13 protein-coding genes are annotated in these 16,991 nt (G+C 63.6%); 4 read left to right on the top strand and 9 right to left on the bottom strand.

Annotation, left to right across the window (positions count from 1 at the left end):
• Positions 1–50: 50 nt before the first annotated feature.
• Positions 51–845, bottom strand: coding sequence for a class I SAM-dependent methyltransferase (locus ACEOAC_RS07310; RefSeq protein ID WP_413443692.1), 795 nt, complete (start codon positions 843–845; stop codon positions 51–53).
• A 62-nt stretch (positions 846–907) separates the two neighbouring features.
• On the opposite strand from ACEOAC_RS07310, the gene gloB reads away from it, so the two are divergent.
• Positions 908–1,702: a hydroxyacylglutathione hydrolase gene (gene gloB, locus ACEOAC_RS07305; RefSeq protein ID WP_413443693.1), complete on the top strand. Its 795-nt coding sequence runs from the start codon at positions 908–910 to the stop codon at positions 1,700–1,702.
• A 342-nt stretch (positions 1,703–2,044) separates the two neighbouring features.
• Positions 2,045–3,577: a transglycosylase SLT domain-containing protein gene (locus tag ACEOAC_RS07300; protein WP_006464343.1), complete on the top strand. Its 1,533-nt coding sequence runs from the start codon at positions 2,045–2,047 to the stop codon at positions 3,575–3,577.
• Positions 3,578–3,735: 158 nt separating this feature from the next.
• Here the strand turns inward: ACEOAC_RS07300 and ACEOAC_RS07295 are convergent, their stop codons facing one another.
• Genes ACEOAC_RS07295 through ACEOAC_RS07280 form a run of 4 tightly spaced genes read right to left on the bottom strand, consistent with a single transcriptional unit; the run spans position 3,736 to position 9,320 of the window.
• Positions 3,736–5,325 carry an ABC transporter ATP-binding protein gene (locus ACEOAC_RS07295; RefSeq protein ID WP_413445249.1) on the bottom strand — a complete coding sequence of 530 codons (1,590 nt, stop codon included), beginning with the start codon at positions 5,323–5,325 and terminating at the stop codon, positions 3,736–3,738.
• The gene (locus ACEOAC_RS07290) at positions 5,322–6,368 is read right to left on the bottom strand and encodes an ABC transporter permease (RefSeq protein WP_039875999.1); all 1,047 of its coding nucleotides are present in this window, start codon (positions 6,366–6,368) and stop codon (positions 5,322–5,324) included. The genes ACEOAC_RS07295 and ACEOAC_RS07290 overlap by 4 nt, the downstream gene beginning before the upstream one ends.
• Positions 6,365–7,435, bottom strand: a complete 1,071-nt coding sequence (locus ACEOAC_RS07285) for a microcin C ABC transporter permease YejB (RefSeq protein WP_413445250.1) — start codon at positions 7,433–7,435, stop codon at positions 6,365–6,367. Before ACEOAC_RS07285 ends, ACEOAC_RS07290 begins: the two co-directional genes overlap by 4 nt.
• A gap of 58 nt (positions 7,436–7,493) precedes the next feature.
• The gene (locus ACEOAC_RS07280) at positions 7,494–9,320 is read right to left on the bottom strand and encodes an extracellular solute-binding protein (RefSeq protein WP_241813199.1); all 1,827 of its coding nucleotides are present in this window, start codon (positions 9,318–9,320) and stop codon (positions 7,494–7,496) included.
• A 593-nt stretch (positions 9,321–9,913) separates the two neighbouring features.
• On the opposite strand from ACEOAC_RS07280, the gene fabI reads away from it, so the two are divergent.
• Positions 9,914–10,696, top strand: coding sequence for an enoyl-ACP reductase FabI (fabI, locus tag ACEOAC_RS07275; protein ID WP_102664198.1), 783 nt, complete (start codon positions 9,914–9,916; stop codon positions 10,694–10,696).
• 389 nt (positions 10,697–11,085) lie between these two features.
• Positions 11,086–12,630, top strand: coding sequence for a DEAD/DEAH box helicase (locus tag ACEOAC_RS07270; RefSeq protein WP_413628764.1), 1,545 nt, complete (start codon positions 11,086–11,088; stop codon positions 12,628–12,630).
• Between the two features lie 91 nt (positions 12,631–12,721).
• Here ACEOAC_RS07270 and ACEOAC_RS07265 read toward each other — a convergent pair whose 3' ends face one another.
• From ACEOAC_RS07265 to ACEOAC_RS07250, 4 genes are read right to left on the bottom strand one after another with little or no spacing between them, the layout of a single operon-like run.
• Positions 12,722–13,360 (bottom strand): membrane integrity-associated transporter subunit PqiC, encoded by a 639-nt coding sequence (locus tag ACEOAC_RS07265; protein ID WP_077238374.1) that lies wholly within the window; start codon positions 13,358–13,360, stop codon positions 12,722–12,724.
• Positions 13,357–14,985, bottom strand: a complete 1,629-nt coding sequence (locus ACEOAC_RS07260) for an intermembrane transport protein PqiB (RefSeq protein ID WP_241813857.1) — start codon at positions 14,983–14,985, stop codon at positions 13,357–13,359. The genes ACEOAC_RS07265 and ACEOAC_RS07260 overlap by 4 nt, the downstream gene beginning before the upstream one ends.
• On the bottom strand, positions 14,982–15,677 hold the full coding sequence (locus ACEOAC_RS07255) for a paraquat-inducible protein A (RefSeq protein ID WP_413445209.1): 696 nt from the start codon (positions 15,675–15,677) through the stop codon (positions 14,982–14,984). The genes ACEOAC_RS07260 and ACEOAC_RS07255 overlap by 4 nt, the downstream gene beginning before the upstream one ends.
• Positions 15,674–16,315 (bottom strand): paraquat-inducible protein A, encoded by a 642-nt coding sequence (locus ACEOAC_RS07250; RefSeq protein WP_006464353.1) that lies wholly within the window; start codon positions 16,313–16,315, stop codon positions 15,674–15,676. Before ACEOAC_RS07250 ends, ACEOAC_RS07255 begins: the two co-directional genes overlap by 4 nt.
• Between the last annotated feature and the right edge of the window lie 676 nt (positions 16,316–16,991).

Raw genomic sequence — 16,991 nt, 5'->3', positions numbered from 1 at the left:
GCGGGCCGCGATGATACCTGATCGCGCAGCACCGGCCGGTTTTGTCGGTCTCAGTCGGTCTTGTGGATGCGGTTGGTCACCGGCACGCCACGCGGCGCCTTCAGCTTCTGCCGCTGCAGGGCCGGGCCGATCAGGCGCATGCCGGGGACGCGCTTGATCGCCTGCACGATATACACCGCGCCGAAGTAGGGCCACCAGCGGTCGCCCGCCTTCTCCATGAAACCGAAGCGGTCCAGCCACTGGCTGGTCTCGCAAGGCGGGGCGTAGCAACCGAAGTGGCCGCGGTTGACTTCCATGTTCAGCAGCTTGAGCCAGTCCTTCAGGCGCGGCAGGCGGATGAATTCGCCGTCCTGCGGCAGGAAGTGCGCGCCGGTCAGGCGCCCCGCTGCCTGGCGCATGCCCCACAGGCTGCTGGGGTTGAAGCCGCAGATGATGACCTGCCCTTCCGGAATCAGCACGCGCTCCACCTCGCGCAATACCTGGTGCGGCTCGGCGGCGAACTCCAGTACGTGCGGCAGCACCACCAGGTCCAGGCTCTGGCTGGCGAAGGGCAGTTCGCCGAAGTCGGGTGTGACGACCTGCGGCACTTCCAGTTCGGACTGGCCTTCCACCGGCATGCGCTTGTCGGCCAGCCAGCGATACGGCATGCGGTTGGCCTGCAGGGCGTGGATCTGGGGAGAGCCGATCTGCACCGCGTTGAAACCGAAGATGTCGGCCGTCAAGGCATTGAGATGGTGCTGCTCCCACTGGCGCAGGTAATTGCCGATGGGCGTCTGCAACCAGGTGGCCAGGTCTATAATTTCGGGATTGCCAGCATTGTGGGCATGTTCAGCCTTGTCAGCCATCTCTTCTTTCGCGCCTCATGACCCAGCCAGCCAAGCCAGCTCAAGCAGATCAGAAAACTTCATTGGACGTCCTGGCCGTACCGGCGTTCGACGACAACTACCTGTGGATCATCCACGACGGGCGCTACGCCGCCGTGGTCGATCCCGGCGATGCCACGCCCGTACTGGCCGCATTGCAGGCCGAAGGCCTGACGTTGGCCGCTATTCTACTGACTCATCATCATGCTGACCATGTCGGCGGCGTGATCGAGCTGGCAAGGCAGGCGGTCAGCGACGACTTCCCTGTCGTTCCGGTTTATGGTCCGGCGCGTGAACAATCCCGCATCAAGGGGATCACCGTCCCGCTGCACGGGAACGAACAGGTCAACATCGCCGCATTGGGCTTGCAACTGGAGGTCATCGAGGTGCCGGGGCATACCCTGGGTCACATCGCCTACTACACCGCCCAGCAGCAGATGCTCTTCTGTGGCGATACGCTCTTTGCCGGGGGATGCGGCCGGCTGTTCGAGGGCAGTCCGCAGCAGATGCTGGATTCCCTTGGGAAACTGGCCGACCTGCCGGCCACCACCCAGGTCTACTGCGCCCACGAGTACACCCTGTCGAACCTGAAGTTCGCCGCCGAGGTGGAACCGGGCAATGCCGAGCTGGCGGCGCGCATCGTGCGTGAGCGCGCCCGCCGTGAGCAAGGACTGCCTACCGTGCCCAGCACCATCGGGCTGGAGCGCGAGACCAATCCTTTCCTGCGGGCGAGCTCGCCGGAAATCCAGCATTCCTTGCAGAAGGCGGGCCGTTTGGCGCAGTTGGACGAAGTTAGCAGCTTTGCGGCGCTGCGCGAATGGAAAAATACCTACAAATAGACCGACGTTGGGGGAAAATTAGGGCGCAATTCCCTTCAAATCAAGGACTTGGCTTTGTAACAGGGACCAATTTTTACTTGACTGCGAAAAAGGGTCTTCCGTACACTCCTTCAATTCCCCAATTTGGGCACCAGCGTTTTTACGATTTTTTACGAACCGGTGTCCTCCCTGCACCACGCCGGGGAAACTCGCAGCTTCCGACCTTGCATTACCGTCAACCTGCACGCGACCGTGATCGGACTGATCCGGATCCCGCCGGCAGGAGGTGTCGAGCTTCAATCACAGCTCTGCAACGGAAGCGCCGCACGCAAACTTTTGCCTCTGGCACAGGATATCGCCCACATGCAGCGTACTTTGAAACAACTTGCCATTGCCGCCCTGTTCTGCGCTGGCACCCCGCTGCTCTCCTACGCCAACGATATCTCGATCTACCCCGCTCCCTTCAATGCGATCAATCCCGAACTGGCCGGCAATGCCCTGCCGGGGATGAACGACATCGACATCTGGACACGCATTCGCAAGGGCTTCGGGATTCCTGATCTGGACAATGCGCTGGTGGAGAGCCAGACCCAGTGGTACAGCTCCCGTCCCGACTACATCCAGCGCACCACGGTGCGCGCTTCTCGCTATCTGTTCCATGTGGTGCAGGAGCTGGAAAAGCGCGGCATGCCAACCGAACTGGCGCTGCTGCCCTTCATCGAATCGGCCTTCAATCCGGAGGCCCTGTCCACCGCCAAGGCGGCCGGCATGTGGCAGTTCATCCCCTCCACCGGGCGCGACTACAACCTCAAGCAGAACATGTTCACCGACGAGCGCCGCGACGTGCTGGCCTCGACCGATGCGGCGCTGACCTACCTGCAGAAGCTCTACGGCATGTTTGGCGACTGGCAACTGGCACTGGCCGCCTATAACTGGGGCGAAGGCTCGGTGCAGCGCGCCGTGAACCGCAACCTGGCCGCCGGCCTGCCGATCGACTTCAACACCCTGTCGGCGCAGATGCCCAATGAGACCCGCAACTACGTGCCCAAGCTGCAGGCGGTCAAGAACATCATCGCCAACCCGGCCAGCTTCGACATCGCCCTGCCCAAGGTCGATAACCAGCCCTACTTCGTGACCATCGGCAAGACCCGCAACATCGACGTCAAGGTCGCCGCCCAGCTGGCCGAACTGTCGCTGGATGAATTCAAGGCGCTCAATCCGCAGTTCAACCGCCCGGTCATCATCGGCGGCGAAGACACCAAGATTCTCCTGCCGGAAAGCAATGCCGAGAAGTTCAAGGCCAACATGTCCAAGTGGACGCAGGCTTTCTCCACCTGGACCGCACACACCGTCTCCAGCGCCCGCGAGCGCATCGAGACCATCGCCAGCAAGTTCGGCACGACCCCTGAAGTGATCCGCAGCGTCAACCAAATTCCGCCGCGCATGGTTCTCAAGGCCGGCTCCACCATCCTCGTGCCCAAGACCGAGGAAACCGCTGCGCTCGATACCGACCTGACCCCGGAAATCGCCGACAACGCCCGCCTGGCCATTGCTCCGGATGCGCCGGAAACCCGCCGCATCTACGTCAAGGCCGGCAAGCGCGACACCCTGGCCGGCATCGCCGGTCGCTATCGTGTGAGCGTGGCACAGATCAAGGAATGGAATGGCTTGAAGCGCGACACCCTGGCCGCCGGCCAGAGCCTGCAGTTGCACGTCCCCAATGTGGCCGCGCATGCCGCGCCCACACGGGTCGCCGCCAATCATCGTGCTGCACCGGTGCGCCGCCAGGTCGCTGCCGCCAAGGCACCGGTACGCAAGGCCGCCCCGGCGCCAGCCCGCAAGGTGGCCGGCAAGCCGCTCACCCTGGCCTCGGGCAACGGCGCACGCAAGCAATAATCCGGAGGATGCCGGAGGAGACCCGGGCGGCGTGACCGCCCATAACAAAAACGCGCCTCAAGCACGAGAAAAGAAAAACAACGGTAGTCCGTATGAACCCGAAGCCCCGGAGCTGATCCGGACTTCGGGTTTTCTTTTTTTGGGGTGTGATCGCCGCGTCAGCCAGCCGCTTCGGCGTAGGTGGCGGCCGCCACCAGGCGACGCGTGTATTCCTGCTGCGGTCGTTGCAGTACCTCGGCGGTATCACCACTCTCGACCACCTTGCCGTCCTTCATCACGATCACCTGATGCGCCATGGCCTGTACCACTGCCAGATCATGGGTGATGAAGAGGTAGGCCAGGCCATGCCGGCGCTGCAGATCGGCCAGCAATTGCAAGACCTGCTGCTGCACGGTCACGTCCAGCGCAGAGGTCGGTTCATCCAGCAGCAGCAGTTCCGGCTGCAGCACCAGCGCGCGGGCAATGGCGATGCGCTGGCGCTGGCCGCCGGAGAATTCGTGGGGATAACGTTCCAGCACGGCCGCCGTCAGGCCCACCTCTTCCAACGCGGCGACGATCGCCTGGCGTTGCTGTTCGAGGCTCTGGCCGGGATGGTGCAGGGCCAGGCCTTCGCCGACGATCTGCTCCACGGTACGGCGTGGCGAGAGCGAGGCGAACGGGTCCTGGAACACCACCTGCATGCGCGCGCGCAAGGGCCGCAGGTCGCGACTGCTGCGCTCGGAGATGGGCACGCCGTCAAATCGGATGCTGCCCGCCACGCTGGCCGGCGACAGCCGCAGCAGGGCCATCCCCAGCGTGGACTTGCCGGAGCCGGACTCCCCGACGATGCCGATGGTCTCACCGCGCCGCAATTGCAGGTCGATACCGTCGACCGCATGGAACGCGCGCTTGGCAAACCAGCCCTGCTTGATCTGGTAGGTGCAGCGCAATTTCTCGGCCTGCAACACCACCGGCGCGTCCCCGGGGACATCGACGGCATTGCGCTGCGGCCGGCTTTGCAGCAGCTTGCGCGTGTACGGTTGCTGGGGGCTGGCGAACAGTTCGGGCACGCTGGCGCTTTCCACCAGCTTGCCTTTCTCCATCACGCCCACGCGGTCGGCGAAATGGCGCACCAGGTTCAAGTCGTGCGAAATGATCAGCACGGCCATGTTTTCCTCGCGCTGCAACTGGTTCAGCAGGGCCAGGATCTGCACCTGGATGGTCACATCCAGTGCCGTGGTCGGTTCATCGGCAATGAGCAGCTTGGGCTTGCAGGCCAGGGCCATGGCGATCATGGCGCGCTGGCGCTGGCCGCCCGAGAGCTCGTGCGGGTAGGACAGCGCCCGGCGCGCCGGCTCCGGGATGCCAGTCTTTTCCAGCAAGGCTACGGCACGCCGGGCGGCCTCGCGGGCGTCGATGGCTTCGTGGTGCATCAACACCTCGGCAATCTGGTTGCCGATGGTGAAGAGCGGGTTCAGGGCCGTCATCGGCTCCTGGAAGATCATCGCCACATCGTTGCCGCGCACCTGTTGCATCTGGCGCTCGCTCTTCTGCAGCACGTCCTGGCCGTCGAGCAGGATACTGCCCTCATAGCGCGCATCCTGGTTCAGTTGCAGCACCGCCAGCGAGGAGACGGTCTTGCCCGACCCGGACTCCCCCACCAGTGCGAACTTCTCGCCAGGGGCAATGGAAAAACTGACGCGGTCCACCACCACGGCGTCGCCGAAGCGCACCGTCAGGTCCTTCACTTCCAGCAGGGGGCCGCTCATGCCTTCCTCCGCACATCCAGGGCATTGCGCAGGGCATTGCCGATATTGGTCAGCAGCAGCAGGGTCACGGTCAGCACCACGAAGGTGGACAGCGCGATCCACCACGCATCGAGATTGTTCTTGCCCTGCGCCAGCAGCTCGCCCAGGCTGGGTGTGGAAGGTGGCACGCCCAGGCCGAGGAAGTCCAGGCTGGTCAGTGCCAGGATGGCCGCGCTCATGCGGAAGGGCAGGAAGGTCACCACCGTGGTCATGCTATTGGGCAGGACGTGACGCCAGATGATCAGGCGGTCCGGCAAGCCCAGGGCGCGGGCGGCCTGCACGTATTCGAGATTGCGGTTGCGCAGGAAATCGGCGCGCACGTAATCCGACAGGCTCATCCAGCCGAACAGCGACAGCAACACCAGCAGCAGCCCCAGGCTGGGCTGGAAGATCGAGGAAAAGATGATCAGCAGGTAGAGCTCCGGCATGGAGCCCCAGATTTCCAGCAGGCGCTGGGTGATCAGGTCGGTGCGCCCGGCGAAGTAGCCCTGCACGGCACCTGCGGCCACACCCAGCACCACGCCGATGAAGGTCAGCGCCATGCCGAACAGTACCGACACCCGGAAGCCGTAGAGCAGCCGGGCAAACACATCGCGTCCGCGATCATCGGTGCCCAGCCAGTTCTCGCCGGAGGGTTCGGCCGGGTTGGGCTGCTTTGCGAAGTAGTTCAGCGTGTTGTAGCTGTAGCGATTGGGCGGGTAGATGACCCAGTTGCCATCCTTGTGGAATTGCTGCTCGATGAAGGGATCGAGATAGTCGGCCGGCGAATCGAAATCGCCACCGAAGCTCTTGTCCGAATAATCCTGCAGCATCGGGAACATCAGCTTGCCCTGGTAGCTGGCCACCAGCGGCTTGTCGTTGGAGATCAGTTCCGCGCCCAGGCTCAGCACGAACAGGATGGAAAACAGCACCAGGCTCCAGTAACCGGTACGGTCGGCGCAAAAGCGCAGCCAGATGCGGCGGCTGGGCGAGATGGACGGGGCCAAGGAAGGGGTCATGCTCATTTCGCCAGGCTTTCGAATTGAACGCGCGGGTCGGCCCACACATAGCAGAGATCACCCAGCAACTTCACCACAAGACCGATGAGAGTGAAGAGATAGAGCGTACCCATCACCACCGGATAGTCGCGCCGGATCGCCGATTCATAGGCCAGCAGACCCATGCCGTCCAGCGAGAACAGGGTCTCGATCAACAGGCTACCGGCAAAGAAGGAAGCGATGAAAGCCGAGGGGAAACCGGTCACCAGCGGGATCAGGGCATTGCGGAAGACGTGCTTGTAGAGCACCTTGCGCTCGGACAGCCCCTTGGCGCGCGCGGTCAGGACGTACTGCTTGCGGATTTCTTCGAGGAAGGTATTGCGGGTCAGCATGGTGATGACCGCAAAGGCGCCGATCACCGAGGCCGCCACCGGCAGCGTGATATGCCAGAGATAGTCGGTGACCTTGCCCACCAGCGACAGGCTGGCCCAGTTGTCCGAGGTCAGCCCCCGCAGCGGGAACCACTGCACGAAACTGCCGCCGGCGAACACCACCAGCAGGAACACCCCCAGCACGAAGCCGGGAATGGAATAGCCGACCAGCACCAGGCCGGTAGTGGCGACATCGAAACGGCTGCCCTCGCGCACCGCCTTGGCGATACCCAGCGGCACCGAGATCAGGTAACTCAGGAAGAAGGTCCACAGGCCGATGCTGATGGAGACCGGCAGCTTGGATTTGACCAGGGTCCAGACATCGCCATGGTGGTAGAAGCTCTTGCCCAGGTCGAAGGTGAGGAAGCCCTTGAGCATGCTCCAGAAGCGCTCTACCGGGGGCTTGTCGAAGCCGTAGAGTTTCTTGATTTCCTCGATGCGTTGTTCGTCGATGCCCTGCCGGCCGCGATAGGCCGAGGCACCGCTGGTGGCGCCACCGCCGGAGGCCTCACCGCCGCCGCCACGGCCTTTCATCTCCAGCATGGCCTGTTCCACCGGGCCACCCGGTACGAACTGGATCACGGCAAAGGTGATGGCGACCACGCCGAAGAGCGTGGGGATCATCAACAGCACCCGCTTCAAAATGTAGGACCAGATATTCATGACTGCAGGCATCCTCGTTCAAGACCGGCCTGGCCGGACATCGTTGCATGCTTCATCTTCAACGCCCCTTCTCTTCCCACCAGGTGCTGATCACATAGGGATCGGCCTGGTAATACAGCGGCGCCACCTGCGGGATGCCGAAGCGGTTCTGGTAGGCGATGCGATGGGTGGACGAATACCAGTGCGGCACCACGATGTACTTGTGCAGCAGCACCCGGTCCAGCGCCCGCGCCGCGGCAGTCAGCCGGACCCGGGTATCGGCCGCCACCACCGCCTGCACCAGTTGGTCCACCACCGGGTCCTTCAGACCCCAGGCATTGTTGGAGCCCTTTTCATCGGCCGCCTTGGAACCGAACATGTCGAACAGTTCATTGCCCGGGCTGCTGGTGTCGGGGAAGCGGATGCTGGTCATGTCGAAGTCGAAGTCTTCCATGCGCTTGGCCACCAGCGCGTAGTCGGCGCTGCGCTGGACCACATCGATGCCCAGCGTGCGCAGGTTGCGCGCAAACACGCTGATGACGCGCGACATGGAGCTCTGGTCATCCAGGATCTCGAAGGACAGCGCCACGCCCTGGGCATTGCGTACCGCGCCATCGCGATAGACCCAGCCGGCCTGGGCCAGCAGTTCTCGGGCCTGGCGCAGGTTGGCACGCAGCGAGGCGGGTGGATTGGTCGAGGGTGGGATGGGTGCCGGGCCGAACACCGCCGGATCGATCTTCAGGCCCTTGGCCTGCAGCGACTTCAGCAAGGCCAGCTCGTCGCCCTGCGGCTCGCCGGTCGCGGCCAGCTGGCTGTTGTTGAAGAAGGAGTAGATGCGGGTGTACTGGCCGTAGAACAGCTGGCGGTTCATCCATTCATAGTCCAGCGCCAGCCCGATGGCCTGGCGCACGCGCACATCCTTGAACTGGTCGCGCCGCAGGTTCATCACGAAACCCTGCATGCCGGCACCATTGGAATGCTTGAATTCCTTCTTGATGATCCGGCCGTCTCGGAACTGCGGGCCGGTATAGCTGCGCGCCCAGTTCTTGGCGCTGTACTCCACCACCACGTCGAACTCGCCGGCCTTGAAGGCCTCCAGCCGCGCCAGGTCATCCTTGTAGAAACGGTAGACGATACGCTCGAAGTTGAACATGCCGCGCCGGGCCGGCACCTCCTTGCCCCAGTAGTCGGGATTGCGGCGGTAGGTGATGCTGCGGCCGGTGTCGTAGCTCTCGATCAGGTAGGGGCCGGTGCTGATGGGCGGGGTCAGCTGGATCTGGTCGAAGGGGGTGCCCTGCGCCCACTTCCTGGAGAACACCGGCACGCTGCCTACGATCAGCGGCAGTTCATGGTTGCTGCTGGCGAAGTCGAAGCGCACCGTCGCCGCATCGACCACTACGCAATCCTTCACATCGGCAAAGACCGATTTGAATTGCGGCGCACCCTTGGCCAGGATGGTGTCATAGGAATACTTCACATCCTCGGCCGTGACCTTGTCGCCATTGTTGAAGCGCGCCTTGGGATTCAAGTGGAAGGTCATGGACATGCGGTCCGGCGCCAGCTTCATGTCGTCGGCCAGCAAGCCATAGACGGTTGCGACCTCATCGGCGGAAGACACGGCGAGGGTCTCGAACATCAGCTGGTCCAGCCCGGCGGCGGCCACGCCCTTCAAGGACAAGGGATTGAACTTGTCGAAGCTGGTGCGGCGGTCGGGGTTGGCCAGATAGAGCGTGCCGCGACGTGGCGCATCGGCATTGACGTAGTCGAAATGGCTGAAGCCGGCCGGATACTTGGGCGTGTCGTACAGCGAAAAGGCATGCTCGGCGTGGGCCGGAGCAGCGTAAGCCAGCGTAGCGGCCAGCAGGGAGGAAAGGAAAATCCGGGATGTCTTCAGGGGCTTGACCATGCGGTTGTCTGTCTGCGCTGTCGCGGGCGTTGATGTCTGGGGGCAGGCAAGTCCCGTGCCCACCGGCCTGGAAACGATTTTGTTCCGGGGCATTGTAAATAGAGGAACGATTACAGGGAAGCAATTAAAGCAGCAAGGGCCTGTTCACACTCAATCTGCGAGATGCGTTGCGCCCAGAAGGCGTGGTGGCAAGGCGCGCGGCAAGGCTGGTGGTGGTGCCACCAGCCTTGCCGTGCAACGCCGCCAGCGCGCCTTCTGGGCGCAACCCTCCGGGAGAGGCCGTCAAGCGTCGCCTGCCGTTGTTGCAGCTCCTTGCCGTAGCACCACTACGGCGCGTCGCTGCGCCTAGGCAGACAACGCTTGACGACCTCTCGCACTCGCAGATTGAGTGTGAACAGGCCCTAAGTTCATAGCATGGCCGCACGATGCGAACGGGCCGCAAAGGTTGCCGCGCCTGCCGCTAGCCCCTACAATCCGGGTCTGTTCCAGCGCGGTGGCCGCACGATGCGACCGTCGCCATCACCATCGGCCGCCCCGCGCGCCCGCCTGCCAGGCGGCCCTACGCAGGACGCGGCGGACCATACGGAGTCATCATGGCATTTCTGCAAGGCAAAAAAATTCTGATCACCGGCTTGCTGTCCAACCGTTCCATCGCCTACGGCATCGCCCAGGCGTGCAAGCGCGAAGGCGCCGAACTGGCCTTCACCTACGTCGGTGAGCGCTTCAAGGACCGCATCACCAAGTTCGCCGAAGAGTTCGACAGCAAGCTGATCTTCGACTGCGACGTCGGCAGCGATGAGCAGATCAATGCCTTGTTCGCCGACCTGGGCAAGTCCTGGAGCCAGCTGGACGGCCTGGTCCACGCCATCGGCTTCGCCCCGGCCGACGCCATCGCCGGCGATTTCCTGGAAGGCTTCTCGCGCGAAGGCTTCAAGATCGCCCACGACATCTCGGCCTACAGCTTCCCGGCCATGGCCAAGGCCGCCCTGCCGCTGCTGTCGCCCAACGCCGCCCTGCTGACCCTGACCTATCTGGGCTCGGAGCGCGTGGTCCCCAACTACAACACCATGGGCCTGGCCAAGGCTTCGCTGGAGGCATCGGTGCGCTACCTGGCCGAATCGCTCGGCCCCAAGGGCGTGCGCGTCAACGGCGTCTCGGCCGGCCCGATCAAGACCCTGGCCGCCAGCGGCATCAAGGGCTTCGGCAAGATCCTGGGTGCCGTGGCTGCCACTGCCCCGCTGCGCCGCAATGTGACCATCGAAGACGTCGGCAATGCCTCGGCCTTCCTGCTCTCCGACTTGGCCTCGGGTATTACCGGTGAAATCACCTACGTGGACGGCGGCTTTTCGCGCGTAGTTGGCGGAATGGCGGAATAAGCAAGCCTTATCCACAAATAAAAGACAGTTATCGAAAACCTTTGGTGCTAATTTCGATGTTTTACTGTATGATTCGCCTTGTGCATTGCAATAACCGATGCACAGGCGAATCGGACGTGAACCCTGGTTTCCAGGATTTCCAGCCAGATTCGCCCAAGCAGCTTCGCAAGCCTTACCTGTCATAACGACAAGTTCCCCGTAAAAGCCCCCCGCCCCTGGCATCCCTTGATGATGCCGTCCCGGCGCAAAGCTTTTGTGCCGAAATTTCTTTGTATTTTTCATAGTCATTTCGTCGGTTGGCGTTGCTTTTTTTCGTTCAGACACTCGATGTCCGGCGCGCTTGCGTTCGCCCGTCTCGTGCCTGGCGTATCACATTCACGAAAGAGATTATGACTTTTGAAGCACTCGGCCTGAACCCTTCGATCATCAAAGCCCTGACCGAAGCAGGCTATACCTCCCCGACCCCGGTCCAGGAAAAAGCCATCCCCGCCGCCATCAGCGGCCAGGATCTGCTGGTGTCCTCGCAGACCGGTTCGGGCAAGACCGCCGCTTTCATGCTGCCCTCGCTGCACCAGCTGGCAGACCTGCCGCAGGCGCCGCAGGCCGCCCGTACTCCCAACCAGGAACGCCAGGCCACCCGTGCCCGTGGCGAGCGTCCGCGTTACCAGCCGGCACAGCCGAAGATGCTGGTGCTGACCCCGACCCGCGAACTGGCCCTGCAAGTGACCACTGCCACCGACAAGTACGGTGCCTACATGCGCCGCGTGCGCGTGGTGTCGATCCTGGGCGGCATGCCGTATCCGAAGCAGATGCAACTGCTGTCGCGCAATCCTGAAATCCTGGTGGCCACCCCGGGTCGTCTGATCGACCACATGGAATCGGGCAAGATCGATTTCTCGCAGCTGCAGATCCTGGTGCTGGACGAAGCTGACCGCATGCTGGACATGGGTTTCATCGACGACATCGAAAAGATCGTCGCCGCTACCCCGACCACCCGCCAGACCATGCTGTTCTCGGCCACGCTGGACGGCGTCGTCGGCAACATGGCCAAGCGCATCACCAACAACCCGCTGACCATCCAGATCGCCAGCTCGTCGACCCGTCATGAAAACATCATGCAGCGCGTGCACTTCGTGGATGACCTGTCGCACAAGAATCGCCTGCTGGATCACCTGCTGCGCGACACCAGCATCGACCAGGCCGTGATCTTCACCGCCACCAAGCGTGACGCCGACACCATCGCCGATCGCCTGAACATTGCCGGTTTCGCTGCCGCCGCACTGCATGGCGACATGCACCAGGGCGCCCGTAACCGCACCCTGAACAGCCTGCGCCGCGGTCAGGTGCGCATGCTGGTGGCCACCGACGTGGCCGCCCGCGGCATCGACGTGCCGGGCATCACCCACGTGTTCAACTACGACCTACCCAAGTTCGCCGAAGACTACGTGCACCGTATCGGTCGTACCGGTCGTGCCGGCCGCAATGGCGTGGCCATCTCGCTGGTCAATCACGCTGAAGGCATGCAGGTCAAGCGCATCGAACGTTTCACCAAGCAGACCATCCCGGTCGATGTGGTGGAAGGTTTCGAACCGAAGAAGTCGGCTGCACCGCGCAGCCCGCGCAAGCCGGGTGGCTGGCGTCCGGGCGACGGCCGCAGCAACAACGGCCCGCGCTACGGCGCCGGCAACCGTGAAGGCGGTGGTCATCGCGAAGGTGGTTTCGGTGGTCACCGCGAAGGCGGCAACCGTGAAGGTGGCTTCGGTGGCAATCGCGAAGGCGGCGGCTACAGCGGCAACCGCGAAGGTCGCAGCTTCGGCGGCGCCAAGCCGGCCGGTGGTCCGCGTCGCGAAGGCGGTGCTGGCGGTGGCTACAAGGGTAACAACGGTGGCGGCTTCCGCGCCGACGGCCCGCGTCGCTCCTACGGTGATCGTTGATCGCTACTGATCGCTGACCGGTCTTGAGATGTTGAAAAGCCGCTTCCGAGGAAGCGGCTTTTTCTTGGGTGCTCGATCGATCCGGACGATCTCACCCCGAACACTGCCCACCCTGCCCCGCCTGCAAAGCGCGTACGCCATCGGCAATCGCCTGCGCTGCCTGCGCGACGGCCTTCTGGGTGGCGGCGACCACGTCGGCATTGGCGCCACCGCTGACCGGCTCCACGACCGTCAGTCGACAGGCGCCGCTGCGGCGGTCGTCGGAGCGGGTGATGGTCCAGCCGAAGGCGGCCTGGACGCGTCCACCGCGGGCGGCATCGAAGTCGCGTAGCTCGACATTGATCCGATAGCTGGCCTGGTCGGCCGGGCGACCGCCCCGCGAGACGTCGATGGCGCCCAGGCGCGCGGCCACGCCGGCGGCCAGGGCATCGCGCAACTCATTGTTGAAGGGCGAGGACCAGCGGTCCTGTTCCAGTACCTCCAGTCGGGTGGCATCGCTGCGCACCACCAGTTGCGGACGGGCCAGGCGGTCGGGCACCGCCACCGGCATCACCTCGATGAAGGTCTGCGGCCCCTGGCTGGCGGTGCGTACCGCCGGCGCGCTGTCGGCCGGGCTGGCCAGGGTGTAGAACGTCGCGGGCGGCGAACTGCCGCAAGCGGCCAGCAGTGACGCCACCAGGGCGGCGGCGGCCAGGGTCTTGGGAGAGAGGCTGTTCCTGTTGTGCATCATGGCTCCTGTTTGCCCCGGATCAGCGATTCCGGATGCTGTTGCAGGTAATCGGTCAAGACGCGGATCGAGGCCGCGGCCTTGGACAGTTCCTGCATGGTCTGGCGAATGTCCTGCTGCAGGGGTGCATCGTCGGACAAGGTGCGCTCGGCCGCATTGAGGGTCTTGCGGGCGTCCTTCATGGCGGCCTGCATCTCGGGCGCGATGTCGTTGTTGATGCGCGCAGCGGTCTGCTCGGCGGTCGACAAGGTCTTGTTCAAGGTCTTCAGGGTGGTCTGCAGATCGCGACCGATCTCGTCGAACGGTACCTTGGAGAGCTTGCCGGCGATATCCGAGAGCTGCTGCTGCAATGCGTCCAGGCTGCCCGGGATGGTCGGCAACTCCAGCGGCACTTTCTCAGGATCGATCTGCGCCGGTTTGGCCTTGGGGAAGAAGTCGATCGCCACGTACAACTGGCCGGTCAGGAGGTTGCCGTTGCGCAGCTGGGCGCGCAGGCCGCGCTTGACCAGCAGGCGCAGCAATTGCGCATTGGAGCGGCGCTCCTCGCCGGTCTCTTCGTGGAAGCGACGACCCAGGCGGTCCGGATAGATCTGCACCAGCACCGGCATGCGGAATTCGCGGCGCTCGCGGTCGTACTCGACGCCGATGCTCTTGACCTCGCCCAGCACCACGCCACGGAAGTCGACGGTGGCGCCCGGCTGCAGGCCACGCAGGGACTGGTCGAAATACAGCAAGGCCGTCTGCGGCACGCCATCGGGCTCCTTCATGGCAGCGCTTTCGTCTTCGACCAAGGGATATTCAGAACCTTCCTTGGCCGGTGCACTGACGCGATCTTCATCGCGGTCACGGAAGGCGATGCCCCCCAGCACCACCGTCGACAGCGCCTGGGTATGCAGCTTGAAGCCGCTGGCATTGAGTTCCATGTTGAAGCCGCTGGCATGCCAGAAGCGCGAAGCCTGGGTGACGAACTTGTCGTAGGGGGCATTGACGAAGATGCGCAGGGTCACGCCACGTCCATCCGAATCGAGGTCATAGGCCACCACCTGACCCACCTTGATACGCCGGTAGAAGATGGGGGAACCGATATCGAGCGAGCCCAGGTCGTCCGTATGCAGCACGAACTGGCGACCCGAGGCATCCCGCGTGACGATGGGCGGCTGCTCCAGGCCGACGAATTCCTTCTTGGTCTCTTCCGAGACACCGGCATCGGCACCGATATAGGCGCCCGAGAGCAAGGTGCCCAGCCCCGAGATGCCCGAGGCGGCGATGCGCGGGCGCACCACCCAGAAACGCGTGTCTTCGGCATTGAAGCCGGAGGCTTCCTGGTTGAGCTGGATACCCACCAGCACGTGCGAGCGGTCGGCGGCCAGCTTCAGGGTCTGCACCTGGCCGATTTCCACATCCTTGTACTTGACCTTGGTCTTGCCGGCTTCCAGGCCCTCGGCCGAGCGGAAGCTGACCGTAACCACCGGGCCACGCTCGACCAGGATCTTGGCCACCAGCGTCAGCCCGACGATGGCCGCGATGATGGGAATGAGCCAGACCAGCGAGGGCAGCCAGTTGCGCTGGCGCGTGCGCCGGGGCTGCAGCAGCGCCGGTTTGTCCTGGGGGGTGTCAGGTGGGGTCATGCGGGTTCCTGTTTCTTGTTGACAGTTGAAATCGGGGGGGCATCGTCCCAGATCAGGCGAGGATCGAAGGAGAGCGAGGCCAGCATGGTCAGCACCACCACCGCACCGAAGGCGGCAATGCCGATGCCAGCGTGGACGTTGGCGAAACCGTGGATCTTGACCAGCCCGGTCAGCACCGAGACCACGAACACGTCCAGCATGGACCAGCGTCCGATGGCTTCGACCAGGCGATACAGCTTGGCCCGTTGCAGGCGCTGCCAGCGGCTGCGGCGGCGCGCCGAGATGACCAGGATGCCCAGCGCCACCAGCTTGAACAGCGGCACCAGGAAACTGGCCACGAAGACCACCAGCGCCAGTCCCCATTCGCCCGAGGTCCAGAAATAGATGACGCCGGAGAGGATGGTGTCGCGCTGTTCATCCAGCAGGGTACTGGTGACCATCACCGGCATCATGTTGGCCGGGATGTACATGATGCAGGCCGCGATCAGCAGCGCCCAGGTGCGGGTGAGACTGTCGATCTTGCGCACGTGCAGCGGCGCGTGGCATACGCCGCAGTGCTCGTGCTCGGTGGCGCCTTGCCAGACCGTGCCGCAGTGGTGGCAGCCGATGACGCCCTGCGAGGCGGCGTCCGCCACCGGCAGGTCTTCATCTTCGGCCAGAGTGACGCTGGCCGGTTCATGGGCGCGGCTCATGCGCCTGCTCCCTGGTCACCGAACTGCTCGGCCTGCTGCTGCTCCCACAGATGCCACAGATAGCGCGGATTGAACGACACCACCACCGTCAGCAGCACCGTCAGGCCACCGAAGGACCACAGCGCCGGGCCGGGAATCACCTCGGCCATGTTGGACAGCTTGATCAGCGCCACCAGGATGCCCAGCATGAAGACTTCGATCATGCCCCACGGCCGCGCCGCCTGCATCAGCCGCAGCAGCAGCACGAAGCCGGGCGGCCGGGTCGCACGCGCCGCCGGCAGCAACAGGTAAAGCAGCACGCCCAGCTGGATCAGCGGGAACAGCAGGGTCGTGGCCAGCACCAGCAGCGCCACTTCCGACATGCCATCACGGGTGAGCGCGACCACCGCGCCGATCAGGGTGGTCTGGCTGGACAGGCCCTGCAGTTCGATGGTCACGATGGGGAAGACATTGGCGATCACGAACAGGATCAGCGCGCCCACCGTCAGCGGCAGCAGGTGCTGCAGGCGCTTGCCGGTATCGCGCTCAAGCTCGGCCCCGCAGCGCAGGCAACGGGCGATCTCGCGCTCCCCGAGCGGCATGCGCTGGTAGACGGCGTCGCATTCTTCGCAAACGATCAGGTCCGGGCGTTTCTGCATGGATGAGGATAGTCCCGCGGGCGGGTGCTGTTGTTATAGTTTCTGCAAGGACAACTGACGGGCATGGTGGCACCATTGCAGGGCTTGCGTTGGAGCGCAATCGGGCAGCGGCGTTCCATCCGCACCACCGTTTGCGGGCCCGCCGCGTGAAGATAAATGACCTAATGGTCATTTGCCAGACGATTGTAGCAACAAATTTATTTCAATCCGGCAGGCTTTTACCTGGCTTTTCCTCGGCTCCGGCAGATAGCGCTTGACAAGCTTGCGGCCAATCTTCTACATTTCTTAGATGACTTCCGCAGCAAACTTCTCCCTACGCCACAACAGCGCCAGCGCCCTGCTAGCGTTGCTATCGGTGTCGCTACTACTAGCCTCGCGCTAAAATCCGCAGTTCCTGCCGTTCCCGCTGATGTCACGCGATCCGGCAAACCCAATCAAATCCAGCAATACCGGCAGTAAAACCAGGCAGTGACGCGCAAGCTGTACCAAGCCGACGTCGCAGCCGCATCAGGCGAAGCGATCATGCATTCGAACACCAGGACCATCCATACTCCGCGCCGGCAAGCATGCCAGCCGACCTGCGCGCGGCAGGAGATGCCGCCTCTGGCTCTATGACGGGTTGTCTGGCCACGCGCCCGTGGCAGCCAGGCAACCCGATTCGCCACATCTGACGCAT

Source organism: Herbaspirillum frisingense (assembly GCF_047325095.1).
Classification (GTDB): domain Bacteria; phylum Pseudomonadota; class Gammaproteobacteria; order Burkholderiales; family Burkholderiaceae_D; genus Herbaspirillum; species Herbaspirillum frisingense.
Note: the sequence above shows the minus strand (reverse complement) of the source record. Positions and strands in the feature narration are given on the sequence as shown.